Origin of the sequence: Saccharothrix sp. CB00851 (genome assembly GCF_001905065.1) — a bacterium.
Lineage (GTDB): Bacteria > Actinomycetota > Actinomycetes > Mycobacteriales > Pseudonocardiaceae > Actinosynnema.
In genome coordinates this window covers 103,760-125,192 of the sequence record NZ_LWLC01000015.1, presented here as the reverse complement: position 1 = coordinate 125,192, position 21,433 = coordinate 103,760, and the positions used below count along the sequence as shown (strand labels likewise).

Genomic DNA, 21,433 nt, shown 5'->3' with positions numbered 1-21,433 from the left:
CGGCCCGCGATGTCGATCCGGGCCTGAGCCGTTCGACTGAGAGGTGAGAGGACACGATCGAGACCCTGGAGATGACGATGAGGGCAGGACGACGCGAGTGGTTGGGGCTGGCGGTGCTGGCGCTGCCGACACTGCTGTTGTCGCTGGACATGAGCGTGCTGCACCTGGCAGTCCCGCACCTGGCCGCCGACCTGCGACCGAGCAGCACCCAACTGCTGTGGATCATCGACATCTACGGGTTCATGATCGCCGGTTTCCTGGTCACGATGGGCACGTTGGGTGACCGGATCGGGCGGCGGAAGCTGCTGATGGTCGGTGGTGCGGCGTTCGGCGTGGCGTCGATCGTGGCGGCGTTCAGCACCAGCCCGGAGATGCTGATCGCGGCACGGGCACTGCTCGGGGTGGCCGGTGCGACGCTGATGCCGTCCACGCTGGCGCTGATCAGCAACATGTTCACCGACGCCAAGCAGCGCGGCACGGCGATCGCGGTGTGGATGAGCTGCTTCATGGGCGGCATGGTGATCGGGCCGGTGGTCGGTGGCGTGCTGCTGGAGCACTTCCGGTGGGGTTCGGTGTTCCTGATGGCCGTGCCGGTCATGGTGCTGCTGCTGGTCACGGCGCCGAAGCTGCTCCCGGAGTACCGCGACACCGCCGCCGGTCGGCTCGACCTGGCCAGCGTGGCGCTGTCGCTCGGCGCGATCCTCCCGATCGTCTACGCCCTGAAGGAGACGGCCAAGGACGGTGTGTCGACGGTCAACGTGGTGACGCTCGCCGTGGGCCTGGCGGTCGGCGTGGTGTTCGTCCGCCGTCAGCGCGGCCTGGCCGACCCGATGCTGGACCTGCGGCTGTTCCGGGTGCGGGCGTTCAGCGCGGCGGTGGCCATCATGCTCGTCGGCGCGCTCACCATGGGCGGGGTGTTCCTGCTGGTCAGCCAGTACCTGCAGCTGGTCGCCGGGCTGACCGCCGTGGAGGCCGGGCTCTGGCTGGTGCCGCAGGCCGGTGCCGTCGTGGTCGGGTCGCTGATCGCGCCGAGGCTGGCGCGGCGGTACCGGCCGGAGTTCGTGCTCGGTTTCGGGATGCTGGTCGCGGCGGCCGGGATCGTGCTGTTCACGCAGGCCAGTGGTGCCGGTGGGCTGGCGTTCGTGGTGGCGGGCATGTCGATCGCCAGTTTCGGCATGGGACCGCAGGGCGTGCTGTGCACCGAGATGGTGGTCAGCTCGGTGCCGCCGCGGAAGGCCGGTGCCGCGTCGGCGATGTCGGAGACCAGCGCGGAGTTCGGCATCGCCATGGGGATCGCGGTGTTCGGCAGCGTCGGCACGGCCGTCTACCGCGAGGAGGTCGTCGTGCCCGCGCAGGTGCCCGCCGAGGCCGCCGCTCAGGCGACCGACAGCATGGTCGGTGCCCTGCAGGCGGCGAGCACCCTGCCCGCTCCGCTGGCGGACGGTCTGGTGGCCACCGCGCGGGACGCCTTCGCGTCCGGGCTGCACACCGTCGCCGGTGTCGGTGCCGCGGTCATCGTGGTGTTCGCGGTGATCGGCATGATCGCGCTGCGCCGGTCCCGCCCGATGGCCGCCGACGAGCCGGTTCCCGTGCTGCAGGACAGCTGATCGCGGGTGGACGGCCACGTCCGGGGTTCGACGTGGCCGTGCCGCTGGTCGACGTTCACGGAGCGAGCGTGACCGCGACCAGCTCCGTCCAGTCCGCGCCGGCGCCCTCCCGCGTCACCTCGGCGAACCGCGCGTCGCCGAGGTGACGGCGCACCGCCTGCTCGATCCGGGCACTGTCCGGCTGGGAGCAGTCCGGCAGACCACGCGCGGAGGTGCTCGCCGCGAGCAGCCGTGCTGCTTGTTCGTACTGGTCACGGCGCAGCGCGAGGTCCGCGATGCCGACGAGCACCTGCGCCATCAGGAAGGGTGCGCCTCCCCCGGAGGCCGCCTGGAAAGCCGCGACGCGGTGTTCGCGGGCTTGGTCGAGGTCCTCGGCGAGGTAACCGCGCAGGTCTTCGATCACCCCGCGCATGTTCGCCCGCTCGGCGTCGTCGCGCAGCATCGCCGTCGCCACGTCGAGCTGCCGACGTGCCTGCTCGACGTCACCGCTCCAGCGCGCGAGCTCCGCCTTCGCCATGGCCAGCTCGGCGAGCGCGTTCGGCCAGGCGACCTGTTCGGCGTACCGGTGCGCCTCGGCCATCGCCGCCGCGCTCGATTCCCCGTCGCCCGCCAGCCAGTGCAGCTGGGCCTGCCGCGACCGCATCGGCACCACGTCGTCGATGGCACCGACCTCGGTGACGACCGCGATCGCCTGCTCGTAGTGCTCGCACGCGGCGGTGAACTCGCCCCGCATGGCGATCCGGTTGGCCAGCTCGGTCAGGGCGAACGACATGCCCCACCTCTCGCCGATCGCGCGGAACTCGGCGAGCGCCTGTTCGAGCTGCGCGTCCGCCTCCCGGACGTCGTCACCGAGCAGGATCGCCATCTTGCCGAGCTGCAGCCGGGCCAGCGCGCGGACCCACGGATCGCCGTCCGCGAGCAGCGGCCCGAACGCGAGCACGTACGCGTCCGGCTCCTGCAACATGCGTTCCAGCGCGACGACGAGCCCGACCGTCGGGTGCAGGTCCGGGACGCGCGAGTGGATCTCGGACGCCTTGCGGATCCACCCCTCCGCCCGGTGCTGGTCGCTGCCGCGCCCGGCGGTCACGAACCCGGTGACGAAGGCGTACACGGTCGCGCGCACCTCGTCGCTCACCTCGCCGGTCAGGGCGGTGGCGGCCAGGATCAGCTCGCTGCCCTCGGCCTTGTGCCCGGCGAGCCACCAGTACCAGCCGGCCGCCGCCGCGAGCCGCATCGCGCCCTGCGCCTCGTCCGCAGCGAGTGCGCCGCGCATGGCGGCGGCGATGTTGTCGTGCTCGGCTTCGAGCTTGGCCAGCCACTCCAGCTGCTCGGCGCGGCGCAGGTGCGGGTCCGCGGTCTCGGCGAGCTCGGTGAAGTGCGCGAGGTGCGCGTGGCGTGCCAGGTCCGACTCACCGGCCTCCGCCAGCCGTTGGGCGGCGTACTCCTTGATGGTGCCGAGCATGCGGTAGCGCGCGTCGCCCTGGGTGACCACCAGCGACTTCTCGGTCAACGAGGTCAGCAGCTCCAGCACTTCCCACGCCTCGACCCCGGCACCCGCGCAGACCCGTTCAGCCGCTTCCAGGCTCGCGCCGCCGGCGAACACCGAGAGCCTGCGCAGGACCACCCGTTCGGCATCGGTGAGCAGCTCCCAGCTCCAGTCGATCACCGCGCGCAGCGTCCGGTGCCGGGGGAGCGCGGTGCGGCTGCCGCCGGTGAGCAGGCGGAACCGGTCGTCGAGGCGGGTGGCGAGCTGGTCGAGGGACATGGTGCGCAACCGGGCCGCGGCGAGTTCGATCGCCAGCGGCATGCCGTCCAGCGCCCGGCAGACGCGGGCCATGGTCGACAACGCGTCGGCGTCGACCACGAGGTCCTCGCGCACCGCACCCGCCCGGTCCAGCAGCAGCCGCACGGCCGGCGAGGACTCGATCCCGTCGGGGTCGGCGTCCTGCGCGGGCAGGACCAGCGGCGCGGCCCGCCACAGCGCCTCACCGGTGATGCCGAGCGGTTCCCGGCTCGTCGCGAGGATCCGCAGGTGACGGCACTCGCCGAGCACCCGGTGGGCGAACGCCGCCGCGGACTCGATCACGTGTTCGCAGTTGTCCAGCACCAGCACCATCGACCGCTCGCGCAGCGCGGCCACGACCCGGTCCGTCGGCTCCACGTCCGGCGCGTCGGCCAGCAGCCCGTCCCGCAGGCCGAGCCCGGTGAGCGTCGCCTGCGCCACGTCGCCGTCCGCGCCGATGGCCGCCAGCTCCACCAGCCAGGCACCGTCGGGCAGGTCCCGGAGCAGCGTGTGCGCGGTCTCGGTGGCCAGCCGGGTCTTGCCCGAGCCGCCCGGCCCGATCACGGTGGTGAGCCGGTGCTCGGCGACGAGCGCGCGGACCGCGGCGATGTCGGCGTCCTTGCCGACGAAGCTGGTCAGCTCGGCGCGCAGGTTGGTCGTCCGCTTCTCCTCGCGCCGTCCCAACTCGCCCCGCAGCAGGGCCACGTGCAGTGCGGACAGCTCGGGGGAGGGGTCGACGCCCAGCTCGTCGGCCAGCGCTTCCCGCGTGCGCTGGTAGACGAGCACCGCCTCGGTGTCCCGACCGGTCGCCACGAGGGCCCGCATGAGCGCGGCGACCAGCCGTTCCCGCAGGGGGTGCGCCGCCACCAGGTCGGTCAGCTCCGTGACCAGCTCCGCACCGCGTCCGCGCGCGACCTCCGCGTCGAACCGGTCCTCCATGGCGGTCAGCCGCAGGCCCTGGAGCCGGGTGACCGCCGCGTCGAACGCACCGCTGTCCGGCAACCCGACGTCCTGCATGGCCGTACCGCGCCACAGCGCCAGGGCGTCACCCAGCAGCCTCGGGTCCTCGTCGTCGCGCGCCCTGGCGACGAGCCGCTCGAACCGCACGGCGTCCACCGCGTCCGGCTCGACCTTCAACCGGTACCCGTCCGTCTGCCCTTCGACCACCCCGTCCGGCAGTGCCTTGCGCAACCGGGAAACCAGGCGCTGCAACGCGTTCGTCGCGTCGGACGGCGGCCGTTCACCCCAGATCCAGTCGACCAGCGTCGCCTTGGGCACGACCCGGCCGGGTTCGAGGGCGAGCGCGATCAGGAGCGCGCGCAACCGGGCGCCCGGCACGTCGGCGTGGCCACCGTCGTCCGTGCGAACCTCGAACGGCCCCAGCACCCCGATCTGCACGCGGCCGATTCTGTCACGGGTGATCGGCGAGGTAGCCCCGGGTGAGGACGCGTCAACCCGGTCACGCCGGTCGGCGTGGCCTTCGAGGCGTATTGCGGTGAGAGGGTGGGGCCGGTGTTCCCGGCCCCACGCGCGTGGTCAGGGGCGTTGCCACTCCTGGGCTTGCCAGGCCGGGTCGAGCGGGGTGTGGGCGATGTGGTTGGTGTAGTTCGACAAGGTCTTCATGCCGACGCCCAGGATCACGTCCAGGACGTGGCGGCGGGTGTGGCCGGCGGAGAGGAAGGCCTCGACCTCCTGCTCGTCCACCCAGCCCCGGTCGGTGACGACGCGTTCGGTGAGCTTGCGGACGGCTTCGAGGGACTCGTCGGCGACCGGCTTGCCCGCGCGCAGTGCCTGCACGACCTCCTCGTCCACGCCCGCCTTGAGCGCGACCGTGGAGTGCGCGGCCACGCAGTACTCGCAGCCGTTGAGGACGCTGGTGGTGATCAGCACGACCTGCTTCGCCTTGGCGGGCAGCGAGGACTTGGTGAACTGCTCGGCCAGGGCGTTGTAACCGGCCAGCAGCTCCGGTGACTCGGCCATCACGGCGTTGAGGGTGGTGACGAAACCCATCCGGGCCCGGCTCGCCGCCAGGTGGGGGCGTGCCTGTTCGGGCGCGGTGTTCTCGTCGTGAACGGTGAACTGCACCATGTCAGCGGATCTCCTCGGGTCGGGTCGCCAGCGATGCGAGCACGGCCGTGACGGTCTCGGCGAGCGCTTCGGGGGACGCGCCCGCGCGGGAGCGCAGGTTCACCCCGTAGGCGAGCAGGGCGAGCACGTCGGCCGAGGTCGCGGGGACGATGTCGGGTCGCAGCCCGCCGGTGGCGCGGGCACGTTCCAGCGCCGCGCACATCGCCGCCCGCAACCGGTCGTGGTGGTCCTGCAGGACCGAACGGACGTCCGGGTCGTCCTGCTCGGGGCCCGCGTGGGCGTTGGTGACCAGGCAGCCCCACCGGGCGTGCGCCCCGGAGCAGCGCGCCCGGATCAACGCGCGGAAGAAGTCCGCGATCGCCGGCAGGCCGCGGTCGTCCTCGGCGAGCCGGCGGAAGACCGGGCCCGAGCGACGGTCGGCGTAACGGCGCAACGCCGCGACGTAGAGCTCACGCTTGCCGCCGAACGTCGAGTACAGGCTGGACCGGTTCACGCCGGTCGCCGACACGATGTCCTGCACGCCGGTCGACGCGACGCCCCGCCGCCAGAACAGCTCCTCCACCGAGTCGAGCACGGCCTCGGGGTCGAAGTGCTTCACGTCCGGCATGTCCGCCTCGCCATCTTGGAATGGTCGTTCCAAGTTAGCTCTTGATCGGGTCCGGCCGCAACCGGCACGTCAGGCGTTCGGCTTGTGGCGGTGGTAGTAGCGGGCGACCCGGGCGCGGTTGCCGCAGCGCGTCGGCGAGCACCAGCGGCGGCGCGGGTGTGCCGGCAGGAAGACCAGCACGCAGTCGTCGGCTTCGCACTGCCTGAGGTTGCCGATCGAAGGGTCGGTGAGCAGGTCGGCGGCGGCTTCGGCCAGGTGGGCGGCCAGGCGGGTGCCGAGGCGGCCGGTGCGCCGGGGCGTCGCGGTGACGGTGCTGCCGTCCCAGTCCAGTTCGCGCACGGCCGGCGCCGCGCGTTGTGCCTCGGTCAGGGCGCGCAGGGCGTCCCGGGGCGGCCGGGACCCGTGCAGCAACGCGCGGACGGCCGCCTCGACGTGCTCCCGGACCGCGTGCACGGGGGCGAGGTCGGCCGCCGTGGGGGTGGTGCCTGCCGCTTCCGCTTGCAGCGCGGGTTCCAGGGCCAGCCAGGCGGCCAGTTGGCGCGGGGTGGCGAGCAGGTCGGTGCGACCGTCCTCGGTCGACGGGCGGGTGTTGACCAGGTCCAGGGCGAGGTGCTCGCCGGTGAGCGGGTCGGTCATGAGACTAATGCTACCTCACGGTGTTGACCCATTAGGCACGTTCCGGCTATACCTAATGCATCAACAAGCACTGGAGGCATGTGGCATGGTCGCTCGGATCGCACACCGGCACGTCGAGGTCGACGGCGTGGAGGTCTTCTACCGGGAGTCGCTGCCGGATCGGCCCGACGCGCCGGTCTTGCTGCTGCTGCACGGCTTCCCGTCCGCCTCGCACCAGTTCCGCCGGCTCATCGACGCGCTCGGCACGCGTTACCGGCTCATCGCGCCCGACTACCCTGGTTTCGGGCACACCCGTGCCCCCGAGGGGTTCACCTACTCGTTCGACCGCCTCGCCGATGTCGTCGAGGGCTTCGTGGAGAGTCTGGGGTTGGACCGCTTCACGCTGTACCTGTTCGACTTCGGCGCGCCGGTCGGTTTCCGGCTGGCGTTGCGCCACCCGGACCGGGTCGCGGGGCTGATCGTGCAGAACGGCAACGCCTACGCCGAAGGGCTGTCGGACGCGGCACGGCAGTTCATCGCGCTCACGCCCGAGACCCCCGGCGGTGAGCGGACGATCCTGGACCTGTTCACGCTCGACGCGACCCGTGGCCAGTACGAGGGCGGGACCGTCGATCCGGCACTGGTCGCGCCCGAGGGGTGGCTGCTCGACCAGTTCTTCCTCGACCAGCCGGGTCGTCGGCAGGCGCAGTTGGCGTTGGCCTACGACTACCACCGCAACGTCGAGGCCTACCCGCGGTGGCAGGCGTGGCTGCGCGAGCACCGGCCGCCGACGTTGATCGCCTGGGGCGTCAACGACCCGTTCTTCACCGAGGCGGGCGCTCGCGCGTACCTGCGGGACGTGCCGGACGCCGCGCTCCACCTGTTCGACACGGGCCACTTCGCGCTGGAGGACCGGCTGCCCGAGATCGCGCCGCTGATCGCCGACTTCCTCGGCTGACGGCGGAGGTCACCCGACCCGGCGGACATTCCCCGGCCCGGTGTGTCGATCCGAGGGCCCTCCCGTTCGTCGTACGAGTATGACGAACACCATGAGCGAGCCGATCTCGACGCAGAACCTCGACCGGTACGGGTCCGCGGCGCTGCCGTGGAGCCGTCCCCGTGACGTCATCGCCGCCGACACACCAGGGGTCGACCTGACGTTCTTCGTCGCCACCGTGCGGCCGGACGGGCGGCCGCACTCGGCGGGCGTCGGCGCCATCTGGGTGGACGACGCGCTGTACTTCACCAGCGGGCCGGGCACCCGGAAGTCGCGCAACCTGGCCGTCAACCCCGCGTGCAGCATCTCGGTGCGGCTGCGCGGCATCGACCTGGTGCTGGAGGGCGAGGCCCACCGCACCACCGAACCCGCCGTGCTGGAGCGGGTGGCGTCGGTCTACCGGCAGGGCGGCTGGCCCGCCACCGTGCAGGACGACGCGCTGACGGCGCCCTACAGCGCGCCCAGCGCGGGCCCGGCGCCCTGGCACGTGTACCGCCTCACCCTGCACAGCGCCGTCGGCGTGGCCACCGCCGAACCGCACGGCGCCACCCGGTGGACGTTCGAGCCCTGAACGTTCCGGCGCTTGTCGGAACCGACGGGTAGTCCGTTCGGGCGTACACCTGCGGGCGCGATCGCGGAGGCGATCGCGGCGCGGGAGCACCTGCATCCCGTCACGGATCAGGTGTTGCCGTACGCGGCTCTGGCGGGCTGGTCGGTCGACCGGCTCGCCGAGGTGCTGCTGCGCGTGCCTCACCCCGCCCCCGACCGGTGCCGAGGCCGCAGTCCACGAAACCGCCGACGACCTTGTCGCCGCTCGGCTCGACGGTGTAGACGCACGCGCCTTCCGGCGCGGGGTACCTCGCGGCGACGGTCAGGGTGTCGGCGTCGACCGCGACCACGCCCGCGAACCCCTGCGCGGCGAGCAAGGTCCGGCGGTCGTCGCTGAGCACCAGGTCGGACAGGTCGGTGACGGCGGGCACCTGAGTGACCGGACGACCGTCGAGATCCGTGACGACCAGCGGATCTCCGCCGCCGACGCCCTGCGCCACGTACAACCGGCCGCGGTCCTCGTCCAGTTCGATCGCGCGCAGGTCCGCCACCGGCAGCTGCACGCCGACGCTGCGCACCACCTCGACCTCGGCCGCGCTCGCGCCGACCGGTGTCAGCAGGCCCGCCGTCAAGCCGAGCACGACCGCGCCGAAACCCAAGCCCCGCATGGTGATCCCTCCCCGTGTCCATCCCAGACGGTCGAGGCGGAGCATAGCGAGGACCCCCGACAATCCCACCGCGCACGACGAGGCTGCCGGGGGTGGGCACGCGTTACTGCTTGCTCACCGACGTCGGCTTCACCACGTAGACGACGCGGTACCGGGCGTCCCACGGCGGGCTGTCCATCCGCACCCCGTAGCGCGCCGCCATCTCGATGAAGAACCGGCCCTGCGAGTCGTCCTCGACCCGCTCGACCACGCCGCGCACTTCGAGGTACCTGGTCGGCCGCTCGGGGTCGTTGATGGACAGCGCGACTTCCGGGTGCACGGCCACGTTCTTGTGCTTCTGGCGGAACGTCGTGCTGGTGAACAGCACGTGCTCGCCGTCCCACGCGAACCACATCGGGTTGACCTGGGGTTTCCCGTCCGGCCGGATGGTGGCCAGATGGGTGTACAGCGGTCGTTCCAACAGGTCGCGGTGGCTGTCCGGGATGACGCTCATGTCTTCACCTTTTGTCGGGCGGTTCTTCGGTGGTGGGTGATCACGGTCCGGCGGTGACCCTGGTGGTCCTCGTCGTGACCGGTCGGGTTTCGAGGAGGTCGCGGACCTGCAGCAGGCGCAGCGCGAGCTGGATCTCCAGTGCCTGGTCCGGTTTCTGCCAGCCTGGGCCGAGGAGCTCCTTGACCCGGTCGAGCCTGCGCGTGACGGTGTTGGTGTGCACGTGCAGGCGTGCCGCCGCGTAGGTCGGGCTGCCGCCCTCCTCGAAGTACGCCTGCAAGGTGGGCAGCAGGTCGGCCGAGCGCTCCCGGTCGTAGTCGATCACCGGGCCGATGACCTGCTCGATGAAGCCCGCCGCGTCGCGGTTGCGGGACATCAGCGCGCCCACGAAGCCCAGGTCGCGCGCGGACGCGGCACCGCCCGCGACGCCGAGCGCGACCACGGTGTCGACGCACCGGACCGCGTCCCGGTAACCGTCGTGGACCGACGCGGCGCCGGTGAGCGGCCCGGCGGAGCCGACCGGCACGGGCGCGCCCACCGCGGACTCCAACGCCGACGACACTTCACGTGCGGCGGCGGTCGCGTCACCGCCGGGGAGCAGCAGGACCAGGTGGCCGTCGCGGGAACCGCGCAACCCGCCCACCCGCTGCGCGTACGTCCCGGCCCACGCGTTCGCACGGCACAGCAGCTCGCCCTTCGGCTTCGCGACCACGATCAGGTGAGGCTTGGCCAGGTTCAAGCCGATGCGGCCCGCGCGCTCGGCGAGCCGCTCCGGTGCGCGGCGCTCGTCGCCGAGCGCCTCGTCGAGCCACCGGTCACGCGCGTCGCCCGCCGACCCGGCCACCAGCGCGTCCCGCCGCGTGATCAGCACGACCGCGCGGGCCAGCAGGCGCAGCCGACCGCGTTCCCGGTCGGTCAGCTCGGCCGGCCCGCGCAGCACCAGCGTGCCCAGGTGTTCGTGCCCTCGGCACAGGGGGACGACCCACGTGCCGCGGTCCACCATGACCGGTTCGGCGGTCCTCAGGCCCGGTACGGCGGCGAGCGCGGTCGTGTCGTCCACGTCGGCGGGTGCACCGGCGGCGCTGCGCAGTTCCCCGTCCGCGTTGTAGACGGCGATGTTCCCGCCCAGCCACCGCGCGCCGGTCGCGGTCGCGGCGTGCAGGTCGTCCTCGGCGAACAGGAGGTCCAGCAGCGCGGTCTGCAGGTCGTGGTGCCGGTGCAGGTCCTCGGTGGTGGCGTCGACCTGGGCCAGGCGCGCTTCGAGTTCCGCCGCCCGCGCCTCGGCGGCCAGGCGCTGCCTCGTGGTCTCCAGGTAGAGGCCGGCGAGGATGCCCAGCGAGCTGATCAGGGACCGTTCGTCGGCGGTGAAGTGGCGTACCTTGCGGCTGGCCACGTAGAGCACGCCGCGGTGGTGCCGCGAGCTGTCGCCCAGCGGCACCACGATCATCGCGCGGAGGTCTTCGGCCCTGGCCATCTCCTCGAACGCCGGGCTCAGCGTGACCCGGTCGTCGGCGAGCAGGTTGTGGGTGGCGAACGGCGCGCCGTTGGCCTGGTCCGCGGCGGCGATGCCGTCGGCGGGCAGGTGCAGGCCGACGCTCAGGCTGGACGTGTGGCCGTCGGTGGCGTGCACCCGGCTGTCGCGCCGCTCCTCGTCCAGCAGGGCGATGTAGGCCATGTCCACGCGGAGCAGCTGCCGTGCCCGCCGGGTGATGGCGTGCAGCAGCGCGGCCATGGAGTCGTGCGGCGCCGCCAGTTCCCGGGCCGCGTCGACCAGGGCGGACAGCCCCGCTTCACGGCTGCGCCCGCGCTGGATGTGGGCGTGCACGCGCATGGCGCGCCACACCACGGACTTCACGTCGGGCAGCAGGCCCGCGGCCGCGTCGAGCCTGCCGTCGTCGTCCAGCAACGCCTCGAACGCGTCCGTGGGCGCACCGCCTGCCAGCATGTCCAGGAGTTCGGTGACGAGGTCTCCGGCAGCCACTTCCCGGGACGTGAACAAACCTGTCATCAAGACACCGCCCGCATCTGACCGTGAGTCGGGTACCACCTTGCGCACGCCGTTCCGGTCGATCAGCCGTCGGGTGGGCGGAGGGCGCGCTCCGCCCACCCGACAGCCGCTCCGGCACGGCCGATCAGGCCGCCGTCTTCTTGCGCATCGCGTGGGCGAGCAGCGCCAGCACCGAGAAGATCAGCATCGTCGCCACGCCCGGGTAGAGCTCCCCGAGCTGCGTGGCGGGCACGATCACCGCGGTGACGACCGCGAGGCCGAACGCGCCGCCGATCTGCAGCGAGCTGTTGAGCAGGCCCGCCGCCAGGCCCTGGTCCTCGTCCCGGATGCCCGCGGTGCCCGCGACCATCAGCGAGGCGAGCGCGAGTGCGAAGCCGAGGCCCCAGATCAGCGCCACCGGCACCAGCACGCCCCACAGGTCCGGCTCCGGGCCGATGCGCAGGAACAGCAGGTAGCACGGGATGAACGAGATCAGGCCGACGAGCGCGACCCGGCTCACCCCGAACTTGTCGATGAGCCAACCGAGCTTCGGCCCGATGAGCAGGGTCAGCGCGGTGCCGGGCAGGATCACGAACGACATCTGCCACGGCTCCCAGCCGTTCATGTTCTGCAGGTACAGGGCGAGCACGAACTGGAACCCGAGCGCGCCGCCGTAGAGCAGGAACATGCTGACGTTGGCCAGCACGAGGTTGCGGTTGCGCAGGATGCCCAGCCGGATCAACGGCTCGCGCACCTTGCGCTCGATCACCACGAACGCGGCCAGCAGCAGCGCGGCCAGGACGAACCCGCCGATCGTGCGTGCCGAGACCCACCCGACCTCGGGCGCCTCGACCACGGTGAACACCAGCAGCAACATGCCCAGCAGCAGCGTCAACGCGCCGCCGACGTCCAGGCGCAGCTTCTCGCTGCGCGCGGGGTCCCTCGGCACGAAGCGCATCGCGCCCACCATCAGCAGCAGGGCGACCACGGCGGGCAGGACGAACGTGGCCCGCCAGTTCAGCGCGGCGAGGAAGCCGCCGATCAACAGGCCCGAGGAGTAGCCGGACGCCTCGAACACGTTGAAGATGCCGAACGCCTTGTTGCGCTGCGGGCCTTCGGGGAACGTCGTGGTCAGCAGCGACATCGCGGCGGGCGCGGTGAAGCCCGCGGCCACGCCCTTGACGAAGCGCGTCAGGATGATCAGCAGCGGGTCGTCGGCGAACGCGCCGACCATCGAGACGACGGCGAACACCGCCATGCCGATCACGAACACCCGCCTGCGGCCGAACAGGTCGGCGCACCGACCGCCGAGCAGCAGGAACGCGCCGAACGCCAGGATGTACGCGCCGGGCACCCACTGCGCGGTCGCCGCGGTCACCCCGAACGCGCGCTGGATCTCCGGGATGGCGACGGCGATCATCGAGTTCTCCAGGCCGTCGAGCGTGATCGCCCCGCTGAAGATGACCAGCAGAATCCATTGTCGCGCGTTCCACCGCACCCGTTCGGTCCCGGTATCCGGAGCCGGCGCGGTCTCGTTGCCCCTTTGCTCCTCGTTTGGGGTCAAACTGGTCGACATGTGTTGCCATCCTTCGGCGCAGTGGCCGGAACACGGCAGACATCGCGTCCCGGCGTGATTGTGACCCGATATGACTGATCGAGACGATCCGTTGACCAATGCGGCCGGGCGCGCGGTGGCGGACACGGGCGTACGTCGTGCCGTACTCTCGTCCCACGCACACTACCAGCGTCCGCGATAGTCGTACACGCGGCTTGTTGCACGCGACTTATGATGGCGTATGCAAGTACTCGGCCGCAAGGAGGGTCGGTGCCGTGAGGACTGGTGATGACGCCGAGTCGCGCGCCCGGGGTTGGCGCACCCTGGCCGCGCTGCACGCCTGCATCGAGGACGTGCTCGAACGGGCCCTGCAACGCGGGCACAACCTGTCGGTGAGCGAGTACGGCGTGCTCGAAGTGCTCGCCAGGCAGGACATTTCAGCAGGTCAGCGGCTTCGGATGAGCGAGCTGTCGCAGGCGGTCGTGTTGAGCGGGTCGGCGACCACCCGGCTGGTGAACCGGCTCGAACAGCGCAAGCTGCTGCGCAGGCACCTGAGCGCCGACGACCGGCGCGGCATCTACACCGCGGTCACCGAGGAGGGCAGGCGGGCCCTCGAAAGCGCCCGTTCGACGTACGACGAGTCGTTGGCCCGAGCCCTGCGGGAGGCCGCCGAGTTGCCGGAACTGGCCCCGTTGGTGGACGCGCTCGCTGCCCTGCACCCCGACCTGAAGCCTGTCCTGCCGAGCGCCGCGGAGCCCGCAGAGCCCGCCGGTCGGCGAGTCCCGCGCCCGCCCGAAGCGACATGACAAATCATCGGGCGACTTTCGGGGTCCCCGTTCGGCCGTGGGTAACGTCGGTTGCGGCGAGGGGGTCGGCGAACTGCGGCCGGGTTCGGCACAAAGCCGTCGATTCCCGACACCGTGAAATTGGGGCGCGATTCCGGCGTCGTTCATCGGCGAGTCACGCAGCTGTCCACGCCATCCCGAAGGAAGGTAAAGCCATGTCGACCGACGTGTCACCCGAGGCAATGCTGGAAGCCGTGCGGGAGATGATCCCCACACTCCGCCAGAACGGTGCCGAGGCCGACCGGAACCGGTGGCTCCCGGACGAGAACATCGCCCTGCAGGACAAGGCGGGCGTGTTCCGGATGGGCGTGCCCGCGCGGTTCGGCGGTCTGGCCTACTCCGCGGCCGACATGGTGAAGGTCATCTCCGAGATCAGTCGGGGTGACGGCGCCACCGGCTGGGTCACCATGGTGTGGGTGCACACCGCGTGGACGGTGCGGCTGTTCCCGGACAAGGCTCAGGAGGACGTCTTCGCGGGCGGCTCGGTCCGCGTGTCCGGCACGATCCCGCCCACCGGCACGATCACCAGGACCGACGGTGGTTACGTGATCAGCGGCAAGTGGAACTTCAACACCGGTGTCCGGGGCGCGGACTGGAACCTGGTCAACGCCCTGCTCGAAGAGCCCGACGGCACCCAGAGCACGATGATGACCCTCATCCCGGTCAGCGAGCTGACCATCCTGGACGACTGGGACGTGACCGGTGCGGCGGCGACCGGCAGCACGACCTCCGTCGCGGAGAACGTGTTCGTGCCCGAGCACCGCGTGGTCAAGTACGAGGACGTGCTCGCGGGCACTGTCGAGGGCCGCAGCGACGACGGTTCCGACGGCCGGGCCTACGGCCTGATGAGCCTGGTGATGGCCATCATCTCCGGCATCTTCACCGGCATGGCGCGCGGCGCGTACGAGGAGTTCCTGAACCGCGTGCCCGGTCGCGGCATCACGTACACGCCGTGGACGGACCAGAGCGAGCACCCGCTGACCCAGATGCAGGCGGCCATCGCCAAGAACAAGATCGACGCGGCGGAGGCGTTCTCGGCGGCCTGGCTGAAGGTGATCCAGGACCGCGCCGACGCCCGTGAGGAGCTCACCACCGACGAGAAGGCGATCGTGCGCGGTCAGACGATGTTCGCCGCGCAGCTGGCCAAGGAGGCGGTGGAGCTGCTGTTCAGCGCCGGTGGTGGCTCGGTGATCCGCAACGACGTGCCGCTCGGCCGCTTCCGCCGCGACATCGAGGCGCTGTCCCTGCACGCGCTGATCCAGTTCAACGCGAACATGGAGCTGCAGGGCCGGGTGCTGCTCGGCAAGGAGCCCGGCACCCCCTACATCTGATCGCGACCGCGAACACGGAACCGGCATCCCCTCGTGGGGTGCCGGTTTCCGGCGCGTTGCCGGTTGGAGTCGGTGAGCGTGGAGCACGGGCCGACGCGGTCACGTCGGCCCGTGCGGTCGCCGGCTATCGGGCGGGCGGTAGTTCGCCCGCGGTGAGGGGGAAGCGGAAGTCGCGTGCGGCGTCCACAGTGGACAGATCGTCCCAGTTGGTCCAGCCGCCGCGGTGCGCGGTCTCGGCGAGGGCGAGCACGGCGTGCGCCGCCGACGCCAGGGTGGCGTGCCGGTGCCAGCCGGCGAACGAGCGGCCGGTGAAGTCGCGCAGGCCGACCCGGTCGCCGAACCTGGCGAAGTCGTGGTCGACCCGGTCGATGAACCGGCTGGTGTGCAGCAGGGTGGCGGTGTCGGCGTCGGGCTGGTTGGACAGCCACAGCTCGGCGGGCCACGACTGACCGGCCGAACCCACGCCGAGCAGCACCAGGTCTCCCGCACGTCCCGACTGGCCCGGTACGCCGACCCGCACGGTGGCCGCCAGCAGTGGCCAGCGGCCGGCCACCGGTTTGCGGGTCTCCCGCGCCATGCCGATGATCTGGCGCGCGGGCAACGGGTCCGCGCCGCGCCGGGACGCGGCCGGGTCGAGCACGGTGAACAGTTGCGTACCGCTGATCCGCAGCAGGAGCGGGCTTGCGGGGTGTAATCGCGCGACGACGGCGTGCACGTCCATCCCGCGCGTGTCCATGACCAGCGGCCGGTCCGGGAAGTCCAGCCGCGCGTCCGCGTTCAGGAACGCCTCGACCGCGCACTCGACCTCGGTCTCCGCGCGCACCCAGTCCGGGATCGCCGCGCGCCGGCGCCTGCCCGGGTCCTGCACCCACGCCTGCGACAGGTGCAGGCGCCAGTCGACCGGGACGGTGATCTCGTCGGACGCCGCCCACACGCCCATCGCCTGCTGCGCGTTGACCGTCTGGCCGAGGTCCGGGCAGAACCGCCGCGCCACGCCGACGGAGTGCTTGCCCGCCTTGGGGATCAGCATCGGCCGCACCACCCAGGCGTCCGGCTCGGCGACACCGCTGACGTGCTCGGCCAACGCCCTGCGCACCGGCCTCCAGCACCACGTCGAGTCGCTGATGAAGTGGTGCAGGTACTGCTCGGTCGCCTGGCCGCCGACCGCTTGCGCGATGTTGCGGATCGACTTGCGGCCGCCGGCCCGGAGCAGGCCGTCCAGGTACTCGACGCCCTTGCGCCGCTGGTCCTCGCGAACGAACGAGGCGAACAGCGCGGAACCGAGTCCGGCGACGACCAGATCGCGCGAGAAGTCCGGGGTGGTGCGCGCTGCTGAGTTCCTTCCGCCGGGCATGGAGCCTCTCTTCACGTTGGGTCGACAGGGCTTCACCCAACGTGCTCGCCGGACGCGGACCTGCCTAGATCCGGGGAGCACCGTCCTGCGCGGCCCGGGGGTGGGCCGACTCCACTCGACCGCGCATAGCCGACGATCCCGCCGGACGGGGCGAAATCGGGCGGTGTTCGGGCCACACGACCGTCTGGCCCGGGTGGTTGCTCCAGGTGGCCGCGACCGACCCGGACACCGCAGGTCAGGTGCCCGAACGGGCAAGCGGGCCCGGGCCGCCGATGCCGGGTGGGGGATCGGGTGCGGGCAGACGGTGCCCGGCGGATGACCGGGCCGGGTTCGTCGGGTGCGAGGAGGGTGAGCGGGCCGGGGAGCCGATGTCGGGCGGATCAGCGGGTCGGAACACCCGGTGGTGGGTCGGCGCCGGATCGTCGGTGGCGGGTGGGCGGTGCGGTGGCGGACATGACGGAGAATCCGGGGACTTGACGAACTGCCTGCCGCATCGTTGCCCGTTGTCCGGCTCCGGCTCCACGATCGCCGTATCGACGAAGTGGTGTTCATCCGCGAACTGAGCCGCACGACCGTGCTCACCGCACACCCTCCCGGTCGTGCCCGGTCCCTTCGTGATTGGAGTGTCAGTGGACAACGCCGTGCGCGAGAGCCCACCGAGGATCGCGCTGCAGCAACCGGATTGGGACGATCACGAACTCGTGCGCCGGGTGCGGGCCACCTTGACCTCCCGGCCCGGCCTGGTCACCTCCGACGAGGTCGGTCAGCTGCGCACCACGCTCGCGATGGTGGCCGCGGGTGGTGCGCACGTCGTGCAGGCGGGCGACTGCGCCGAGGACTTCGCCGAGTGCGAGGCGGGTTACGTCGCCCGCAAGGCCGGTCTGCTCGACCTGTTGGCGGGGGTCATGAAGATGGCCACCCACCTGCCGGTGGTCCGGATCGGCCGGATCGCGGGCCAGTTCGCCAAGCCCAGGTCCAGCCCCACCGAGGTGTTCGGCAACGTGGAGCTGCGCTCGTTCCTGGGGCACATGGTGAACAGCCCCGAACCCGACGCGGAGGGCCGCAGGCCCGACCCGAACCGGATGCTCGCCGGGTACGACGCGGCCCGCACCGTCACCTCGCTGCTCGGCTGGGGTGGCGGCGGCTTCCGGCTCATCGACCCTCCCATGTGGACCAGCCACGAAGCGCTGCTGCTGGACTACGAGATCCCGATGCTGCGCCGCGACCGCACCGGTCGGATGTTCCTGTCCTCGACCCACCTGCCGTGGATCGGCGACCGCACCCGCCAGCTGGACGGCGCGCACGTCGACCTGCTGGCCGGGGTGGCGAACCCGATCGCGTGCAAGGTCGGCCCGACGATGACCGCGACCGAGCTGCTGGCGCTGGTGGAACGGCTCGACCCGCACCGCGAGCCCGGCAGGCTGACCCTGATCTCGCGGATGGGGGCGGACCTCGTCGCCGAACGCCTGCCCGCCCTGGTCGCCGCGGTGCGCTCGGCCGGGCACCCGGTGATCTGGCTGTGCGACCCGATGCACGGCAACACCGTGCGCACCCCCGACGGCCTCAAGACCCGGTACGTGGAGACCGTCGTCGCCGAGATCGAGCGCTTCCAGCAGGTGCTGCGGGCCGAGGGCGGCGTCGCGGGCGGGCTGCACCTGGAGACCACCCCGGACGACGTCACGGAGTGCGCGTACGACGAGTCCGGTGCCGCCCGCGTCGGCGACAAGTACACGACCTACTGCGATCCCCGGCTCAACCCGGACCAGGCGGTCGCCGCCGTGGCGGCCTGGTCCGGCTGACCGGGAACCGCGCACGCGCCACGGCCGGTCGGCACCGCATGCGCCGCTGGTCGACCGGCACCGCACACGCACCGCCGCCGCCCGACCGGCACCGCGCTCCAGCCGCGACCGGCTGACCCCGGCCGCGATCGGCTGATCCGGGCGCAGCGCACCGGCTGCGACCGGCCGACCGAGCGCAGAACGCCCGCCGTCCACGACCCGACACGGGCCGCCGCGCTCGTCGTCCCATTCCCGACGGAGGACCACGATGACAGGCATCCCCCCGATCGACCCCTACCCGCTGCCGACATCGGACGACCTGCCCGTGAACACCGCGACGTGGACCGCGGACCCGCGCCGGGCGGTCGTGCTGATCCACGACATGCAGCGGTACTTCGTCCGGCCGTTCCCCGACTCCCTGCGGGACCGCATCGTCGGCAACATCGCGGCGCTGCGAGAGGCGTGCGCGGCACGGGGTGCGCGGATCGCCTACACCGCGCAGCCGGGCGGCATGACCGAGCAGGACCGCGGGCTGCTGCGCGACTTCTGGGGCCCGGGGATGCGGGTCGACCCGGGCGACCGCGAGGTGGTCGACGAGCTCGCGCCCGCCGAGGGCGACTGGGTGTTCACCAAGTGGCGCTACAGCGCGTTCTTCCGCTCCGACCTGCTGGCGCGGATGCGGGCCGACGACCGCGACCAGCTGATCGTGTGCGGTGTGTACGCGCACGTCGGCGTGCTGGTGACGGCGTTGGAGGCCTACACCAACGACATCCGCACGTTCGTGGTCGCCGACGCCATCGGCGACTTCACCGCGGACTACCACCGGCTGGCCGTGGAGTACGCGGCCCAGCGGTGCGCCGTGGTCGCCACGACGGACACCATTCTGGCCCAAGTGGGCGCGGGCGACCGGCAGCGGGTGGCGCTGTGACCGGGGACCTGCTGGACCGGGTGCTGGCCGCGCCGGACCGGCCGTTCGCCCTGCTGCACCGGACCGAGTCCGGTCAGGCCGTGGTGGACGTGCTGGTCGGCGACGTCACGACGCCGGACCTGCTTGCGGACATCGCGTTGCCGACCGGGCCGGTGGCCGAGGCGAGGCACGACGTGCTGGCGGTGGTGCCGTTCCGGCAGATCCGCGAGCGCGGCTACGTGCACCGCGACGACGGCGAGCCGCTGCTCGCGCTCACCGTCGCCGACCAGGCCGTGCTGCCACTGGACGACGTGCTGCGCCGGCTGCCGGACGTGCCGCTGGAACTGGCCCGCGGCCGGTTCGACACCGACGACGACAGCTACGCCGAGATCGTGCGCCGGGTGCTGGCCGACGAGATCGGCGAGGGCGAGGGCGCGAACTTCGTCATCCGCCGCGCGTACGTCGCCGACATCGTGGACTACTCGCCGCGCTCGGCGCTGTCGTTGTTCCGCAGGCTGCTCCGGGACGAGACCGGCGCCTACTGGACGTTCGTGGTGCACACCGGGGAGCGCACGTTCGTCGGCGCGACCCCGGAACGGCACATCAGCGTCACGGGCGGCACGGCGGTGATGAACCCGATCAGCGGCACGTACCGCTACCCGCCGACCGGGCCGGCGCTGCGGGGCGTGCTGGACTTCCTGGCCGACAACAAGGAGTCCGACGAGCTCTACATGGTGCTCGACGAGGAACTGAAGATGATGGGCCGCATCTGTCCCGACGGTGGTCGCGTCCACGGGCCGTACCTGCGGGAGATGGCCAGGCTCGCGCACACCGAGTACTTCATCGCGGGCCGCACCGACCGGGACCCGCGCGACATCCTGCGCGAGACGATGTTCGCGCCGACGGTCACCGGCAGCCCGTTGGAGAGCGCCTGCAAGGTGATCAGCCGCCACGAGCCCGACGGCCGGGCGTACTACAGCGGTGTGGTCGCGCTGATCGGCCGTGAGCCGGACGGCAGCCACTCCCTGGACTCGTCCATCCTGATCCGCACGGCTGCGATCGACGGTGGCGGCACGGTGCGCGTCGACGTGGGCGCGACGCTGGTCCGGCACTCCGACCCGCTGGCGGAGGTCGCCGAGACCAGGGCCAAGGCGGCGGGCCTGCTGGCCGCGCTGGGGTCGGACCCGAGCCCGCGCTCGGACGGGCGGGTCGGGTTCGCCGAGCACCCGGAGGTCCGGGATGCGTTGCGTGCGCGCAACGTCGACATCGCGGCGTTCTGGCTGTCGGACAACGGGCGGCGTGGCGCGGCGGACCCGGTGTTGGCGGGTCTGCGGGTGCTGATCGTGGACGCCGAGGACACCTTCACCTCGATGCTGGCGCACCAGCTGCGGTCGTTGGGGCTCGAGGTGGTGATCCGGCGGTTCGACGAGCCCTACGACGTGCATGACGCCGACCTCGTGCTGATGGGGCCGGGGCCGGGTGACCCGCGCGAGAGCGGTCACCCGAAGATCGCGCACTTGCGGTCCACTGTGGACCGGCTGCTGGTGGAACGCGTGCCGTTCCTGGCGGTGTGCCTGAGCCACCAGGTGCTCAGCTCGCGGCTCGGGCTGCCGCTGGTCCGCCGGGACGTGCCGAACCAGGGTGTGCAGTTCGGGATCGACTTGTTCGGCACGCCGCGGCGGGTGGGCTTCTACAACACGTTCGCGGCGAGCAGCGAGTCGGACGTCCTGCACCACCCGCGGGCGGGCGCGGTGGAGATCAGCCGGGACCCGGCGACCGGCCAGGTGCACGCCTTGCGGGGCCCGCACTTCGCGTCCATCCAGTTCCACGCGGAGTCGGTGCTGACCCAGGACGGCCCGGCCATCCTCGGCTCGCTGCTGACCGGCCTGACCAGCGTGCTGCCGGGGCCACGAGGGTGGGCCGGCGAGGTCGGCGTGGAGGCGTTGACGGCCGGTGGCGCACGGCCCGGGACGCGGCCTACCGGACCGGTGTCAACGGGCCCGCGGTCGACCGGCCCGTTGGCGAGTGGCGCCCAGCTGCCCAGGGCTCAGGCGGGGACTCCCGCGGCCGAGTCGTCGGCGGCCGGGGCCGGCGCGACCGGTGCTCAGGCGGCTGGGGCTCGCGAGGCGGGGCCGTGGGCGAGCGGCAGGTCGGGGTGGTCCGCGAGTGCCGGCGGAAGTCCGTGGCAGGGGCTTGGGCGTTGGCCGCAGCCGCCGGTGTGATCGCCGGGGACCCGCGGGTGCGGCGGGTGGCGGTCGGTACCGGCCACCCG

The 21,433-nt window shown here is 72.1% G+C and carries 17 protein-coding genes; 8 read left to right on the top strand and 9 right to left on the bottom strand.

The genetic code is table 11. The features are described from left to right. Positions 1 to 71: 71 nt before the first annotated feature. Complete coding sequence (locus tag A6A25_RS17200) at positions 72 to 1,607, top strand: MFS transporter (RefSeq protein ID WP_073891219.1); 1,536 nt, start codon at positions 72 to 74, stop codon at positions 1,605 to 1,607. A 55-nt stretch (positions 1,608 to 1,662) separates the two neighbouring features. Here A6A25_RS17200 and A6A25_RS17195 read toward each other — a convergent pair whose 3' ends face one another. The 4 genes from A6A25_RS17195 to A6A25_RS17180 all read right to left on the bottom strand — a co-directional run bounded on the left by A6A25_RS17195 (position 1,663) and on the right by A6A25_RS17180 (position 6,721). Then, positions 1,663 to 4,788, bottom strand: coding sequence for a BTAD domain-containing putative transcriptional regulator (locus tag A6A25_RS17195; RefSeq protein WP_073891217.1), 3,126 nt, complete (start codon positions 4,786 to 4,788; stop codon positions 1,663 to 1,665). Positions 4,789 to 4,926: 138 nt separating this feature from the next. Continuing rightward, positions 4,927 to 5,478, bottom strand: coding sequence for a carboxymuconolactone decarboxylase family protein (locus A6A25_RS17190; RefSeq protein ID WP_073891215.1), 552 nt, complete (start codon positions 5,476 to 5,478; stop codon positions 4,927 to 4,929). A gap of 1 nt (position 5,479) precedes the next feature. Then, the gene (locus A6A25_RS17185; RefSeq protein ID WP_073891213.1) at positions 5,480 to 6,085 is read right to left on the bottom strand and encodes a TetR/AcrR family transcriptional regulator; all 606 of its coding nucleotides are present in this window, start codon (positions 6,083 to 6,085) and stop codon (positions 5,480 to 5,482) included. A gap of 69 nt (positions 6,086 to 6,154) precedes the next feature. Then, positions 6,155 to 6,721, bottom strand: a complete 567-nt coding sequence (locus A6A25_RS17180) for a CGNR zinc finger domain-containing protein (RefSeq protein ID WP_073891211.1) — start codon at positions 6,719 to 6,721, stop codon at positions 6,155 to 6,157. A gap of 85 nt (positions 6,722 to 6,806) precedes the next feature. Here A6A25_RS17180 and A6A25_RS17175 point away from each other — a divergent pair, with 85 nt between their 5' ends. Together A6A25_RS17175 and A6A25_RS17170 are read left to right on the top strand one after the other, a co-directional pair. Beyond that, positions 6,807 to 7,658 (top strand): alpha/beta fold hydrolase, encoded by an 852-nt coding sequence (locus A6A25_RS17175; RefSeq protein WP_143193218.1) that lies wholly within the window; start codon positions 6,807 to 6,809, stop codon positions 7,656 to 7,658. Between the two features lie 91 nt (positions 7,659 to 7,749). After that, entirely contained in the window at positions 7,750 to 8,268 is a 519-nt protein-coding gene (locus tag A6A25_RS17170; RefSeq protein WP_073891290.1) for a pyridoxamine 5'-phosphate oxidase family protein, read from the top strand. 100 nt (positions 8,269 to 8,368) lie between these two features. On the opposite strand, the gene A6A25_RS17165 is transcribed toward A6A25_RS17170, so the two are convergent. From A6A25_RS17165 to A6A25_RS17150, 4 genes are all read right to left on the bottom strand, one after another. Beyond that, positions 8,369 to 8,914 carry a hypothetical protein gene (locus A6A25_RS17165; protein WP_073891207.1) on the bottom strand — a complete coding sequence of 182 codons (546 nt, stop codon included), beginning with the start codon at positions 8,912 to 8,914 and terminating at the stop codon, positions 8,369 to 8,371. A 103-nt stretch (positions 8,915 to 9,017) separates the two neighbouring features. Continuing rightward, positions 9,018 to 9,407 carry a PPOX class F420-dependent oxidoreductase gene (locus tag A6A25_RS17160; protein WP_073891205.1) on the bottom strand — a complete coding sequence of 130 codons (390 nt, stop codon included), beginning with the start codon at positions 9,405 to 9,407 and terminating at the stop codon, positions 9,018 to 9,020. Between the two features lie 40 nt (positions 9,408 to 9,447). Beyond that, a complete protein-coding gene (locus A6A25_RS17155; RefSeq protein WP_073891203.1) occupies positions 9,448 to 11,412 on the bottom strand; it encodes a helix-turn-helix domain-containing protein in 1,965 nt (654 codons plus the stop codon). 124 nt (positions 11,413 to 11,536) lie between these two features. Then, a complete protein-coding gene (locus tag A6A25_RS17150; RefSeq protein WP_083668416.1) occupies positions 11,537 to 12,967 on the bottom strand; it encodes an MFS transporter in 1,431 nt (476 codons plus the stop codon). Between the two features lie 254 nt (positions 12,968 to 13,221). Here A6A25_RS17150 and A6A25_RS17145 point away from each other — a divergent pair, with 254 nt between their 5' ends. Next, positions 13,222 to 13,752, top strand: a complete 531-nt coding sequence (locus tag A6A25_RS17145) for a MarR family winged helix-turn-helix transcriptional regulator (protein WP_073891197.1) — start codon at positions 13,222 to 13,224, stop codon at positions 13,750 to 13,752. 194 nt (positions 13,753 to 13,946) lie between these two features. Then, on the top strand, positions 13,947 to 15,122 hold the full coding sequence (locus A6A25_RS17140; protein ID WP_073891195.1) for an acyl-CoA dehydrogenase family protein: 1,176 nt from the start codon (positions 13,947 to 13,949) through the stop codon (positions 15,120 to 15,122). A gap of 124 nt (positions 15,123 to 15,246) precedes the next feature. Here the strand turns inward: A6A25_RS17140 and A6A25_RS17135 are convergent, their stop codons facing one another. Then, entirely contained in the window at positions 15,247 to 16,476 is a 1,230-nt protein-coding gene (locus A6A25_RS17135; protein ID WP_073891192.1) for an IS701 family transposase, read from the bottom strand. Positions 16,477 to 17,105: 629 nt separating this feature from the next. On the opposite strand from A6A25_RS17135, the gene A6A25_RS17130 reads away from it, so the two are divergent. From A6A25_RS17130 to A6A25_RS17120, 3 genes are all read left to right on the top strand, one after another. Further along, positions 17,106 to 18,275, top strand: a complete 1,170-nt coding sequence (locus tag A6A25_RS17130; protein WP_073891189.1) for a 3-deoxy-7-phosphoheptulonate synthase — start codon at positions 17,106 to 17,108, stop codon at positions 18,273 to 18,275. Between the two features lie 247 nt (positions 18,276 to 18,522). After that, positions 18,523 to 19,182 carry an isochorismatase family protein gene (locus A6A25_RS17125; protein ID WP_073891186.1) on the top strand — a complete coding sequence of 220 codons (660 nt, stop codon included), beginning with the start codon at positions 18,523 to 18,525 and terminating at the stop codon, positions 19,180 to 19,182. After that, on the top strand, positions 19,179 to 21,383 hold the full coding sequence (locus tag A6A25_RS17120; RefSeq protein ID WP_073891183.1) for an anthranilate synthase family protein: 2,205 nt from the start codon (positions 19,179 to 19,181) through the stop codon (positions 21,381 to 21,383). Before A6A25_RS17125 ends, A6A25_RS17120 begins: the two co-directional genes overlap by 4 nt. Positions 21,384 to 21,433 lie beyond the last annotated feature (50 nt).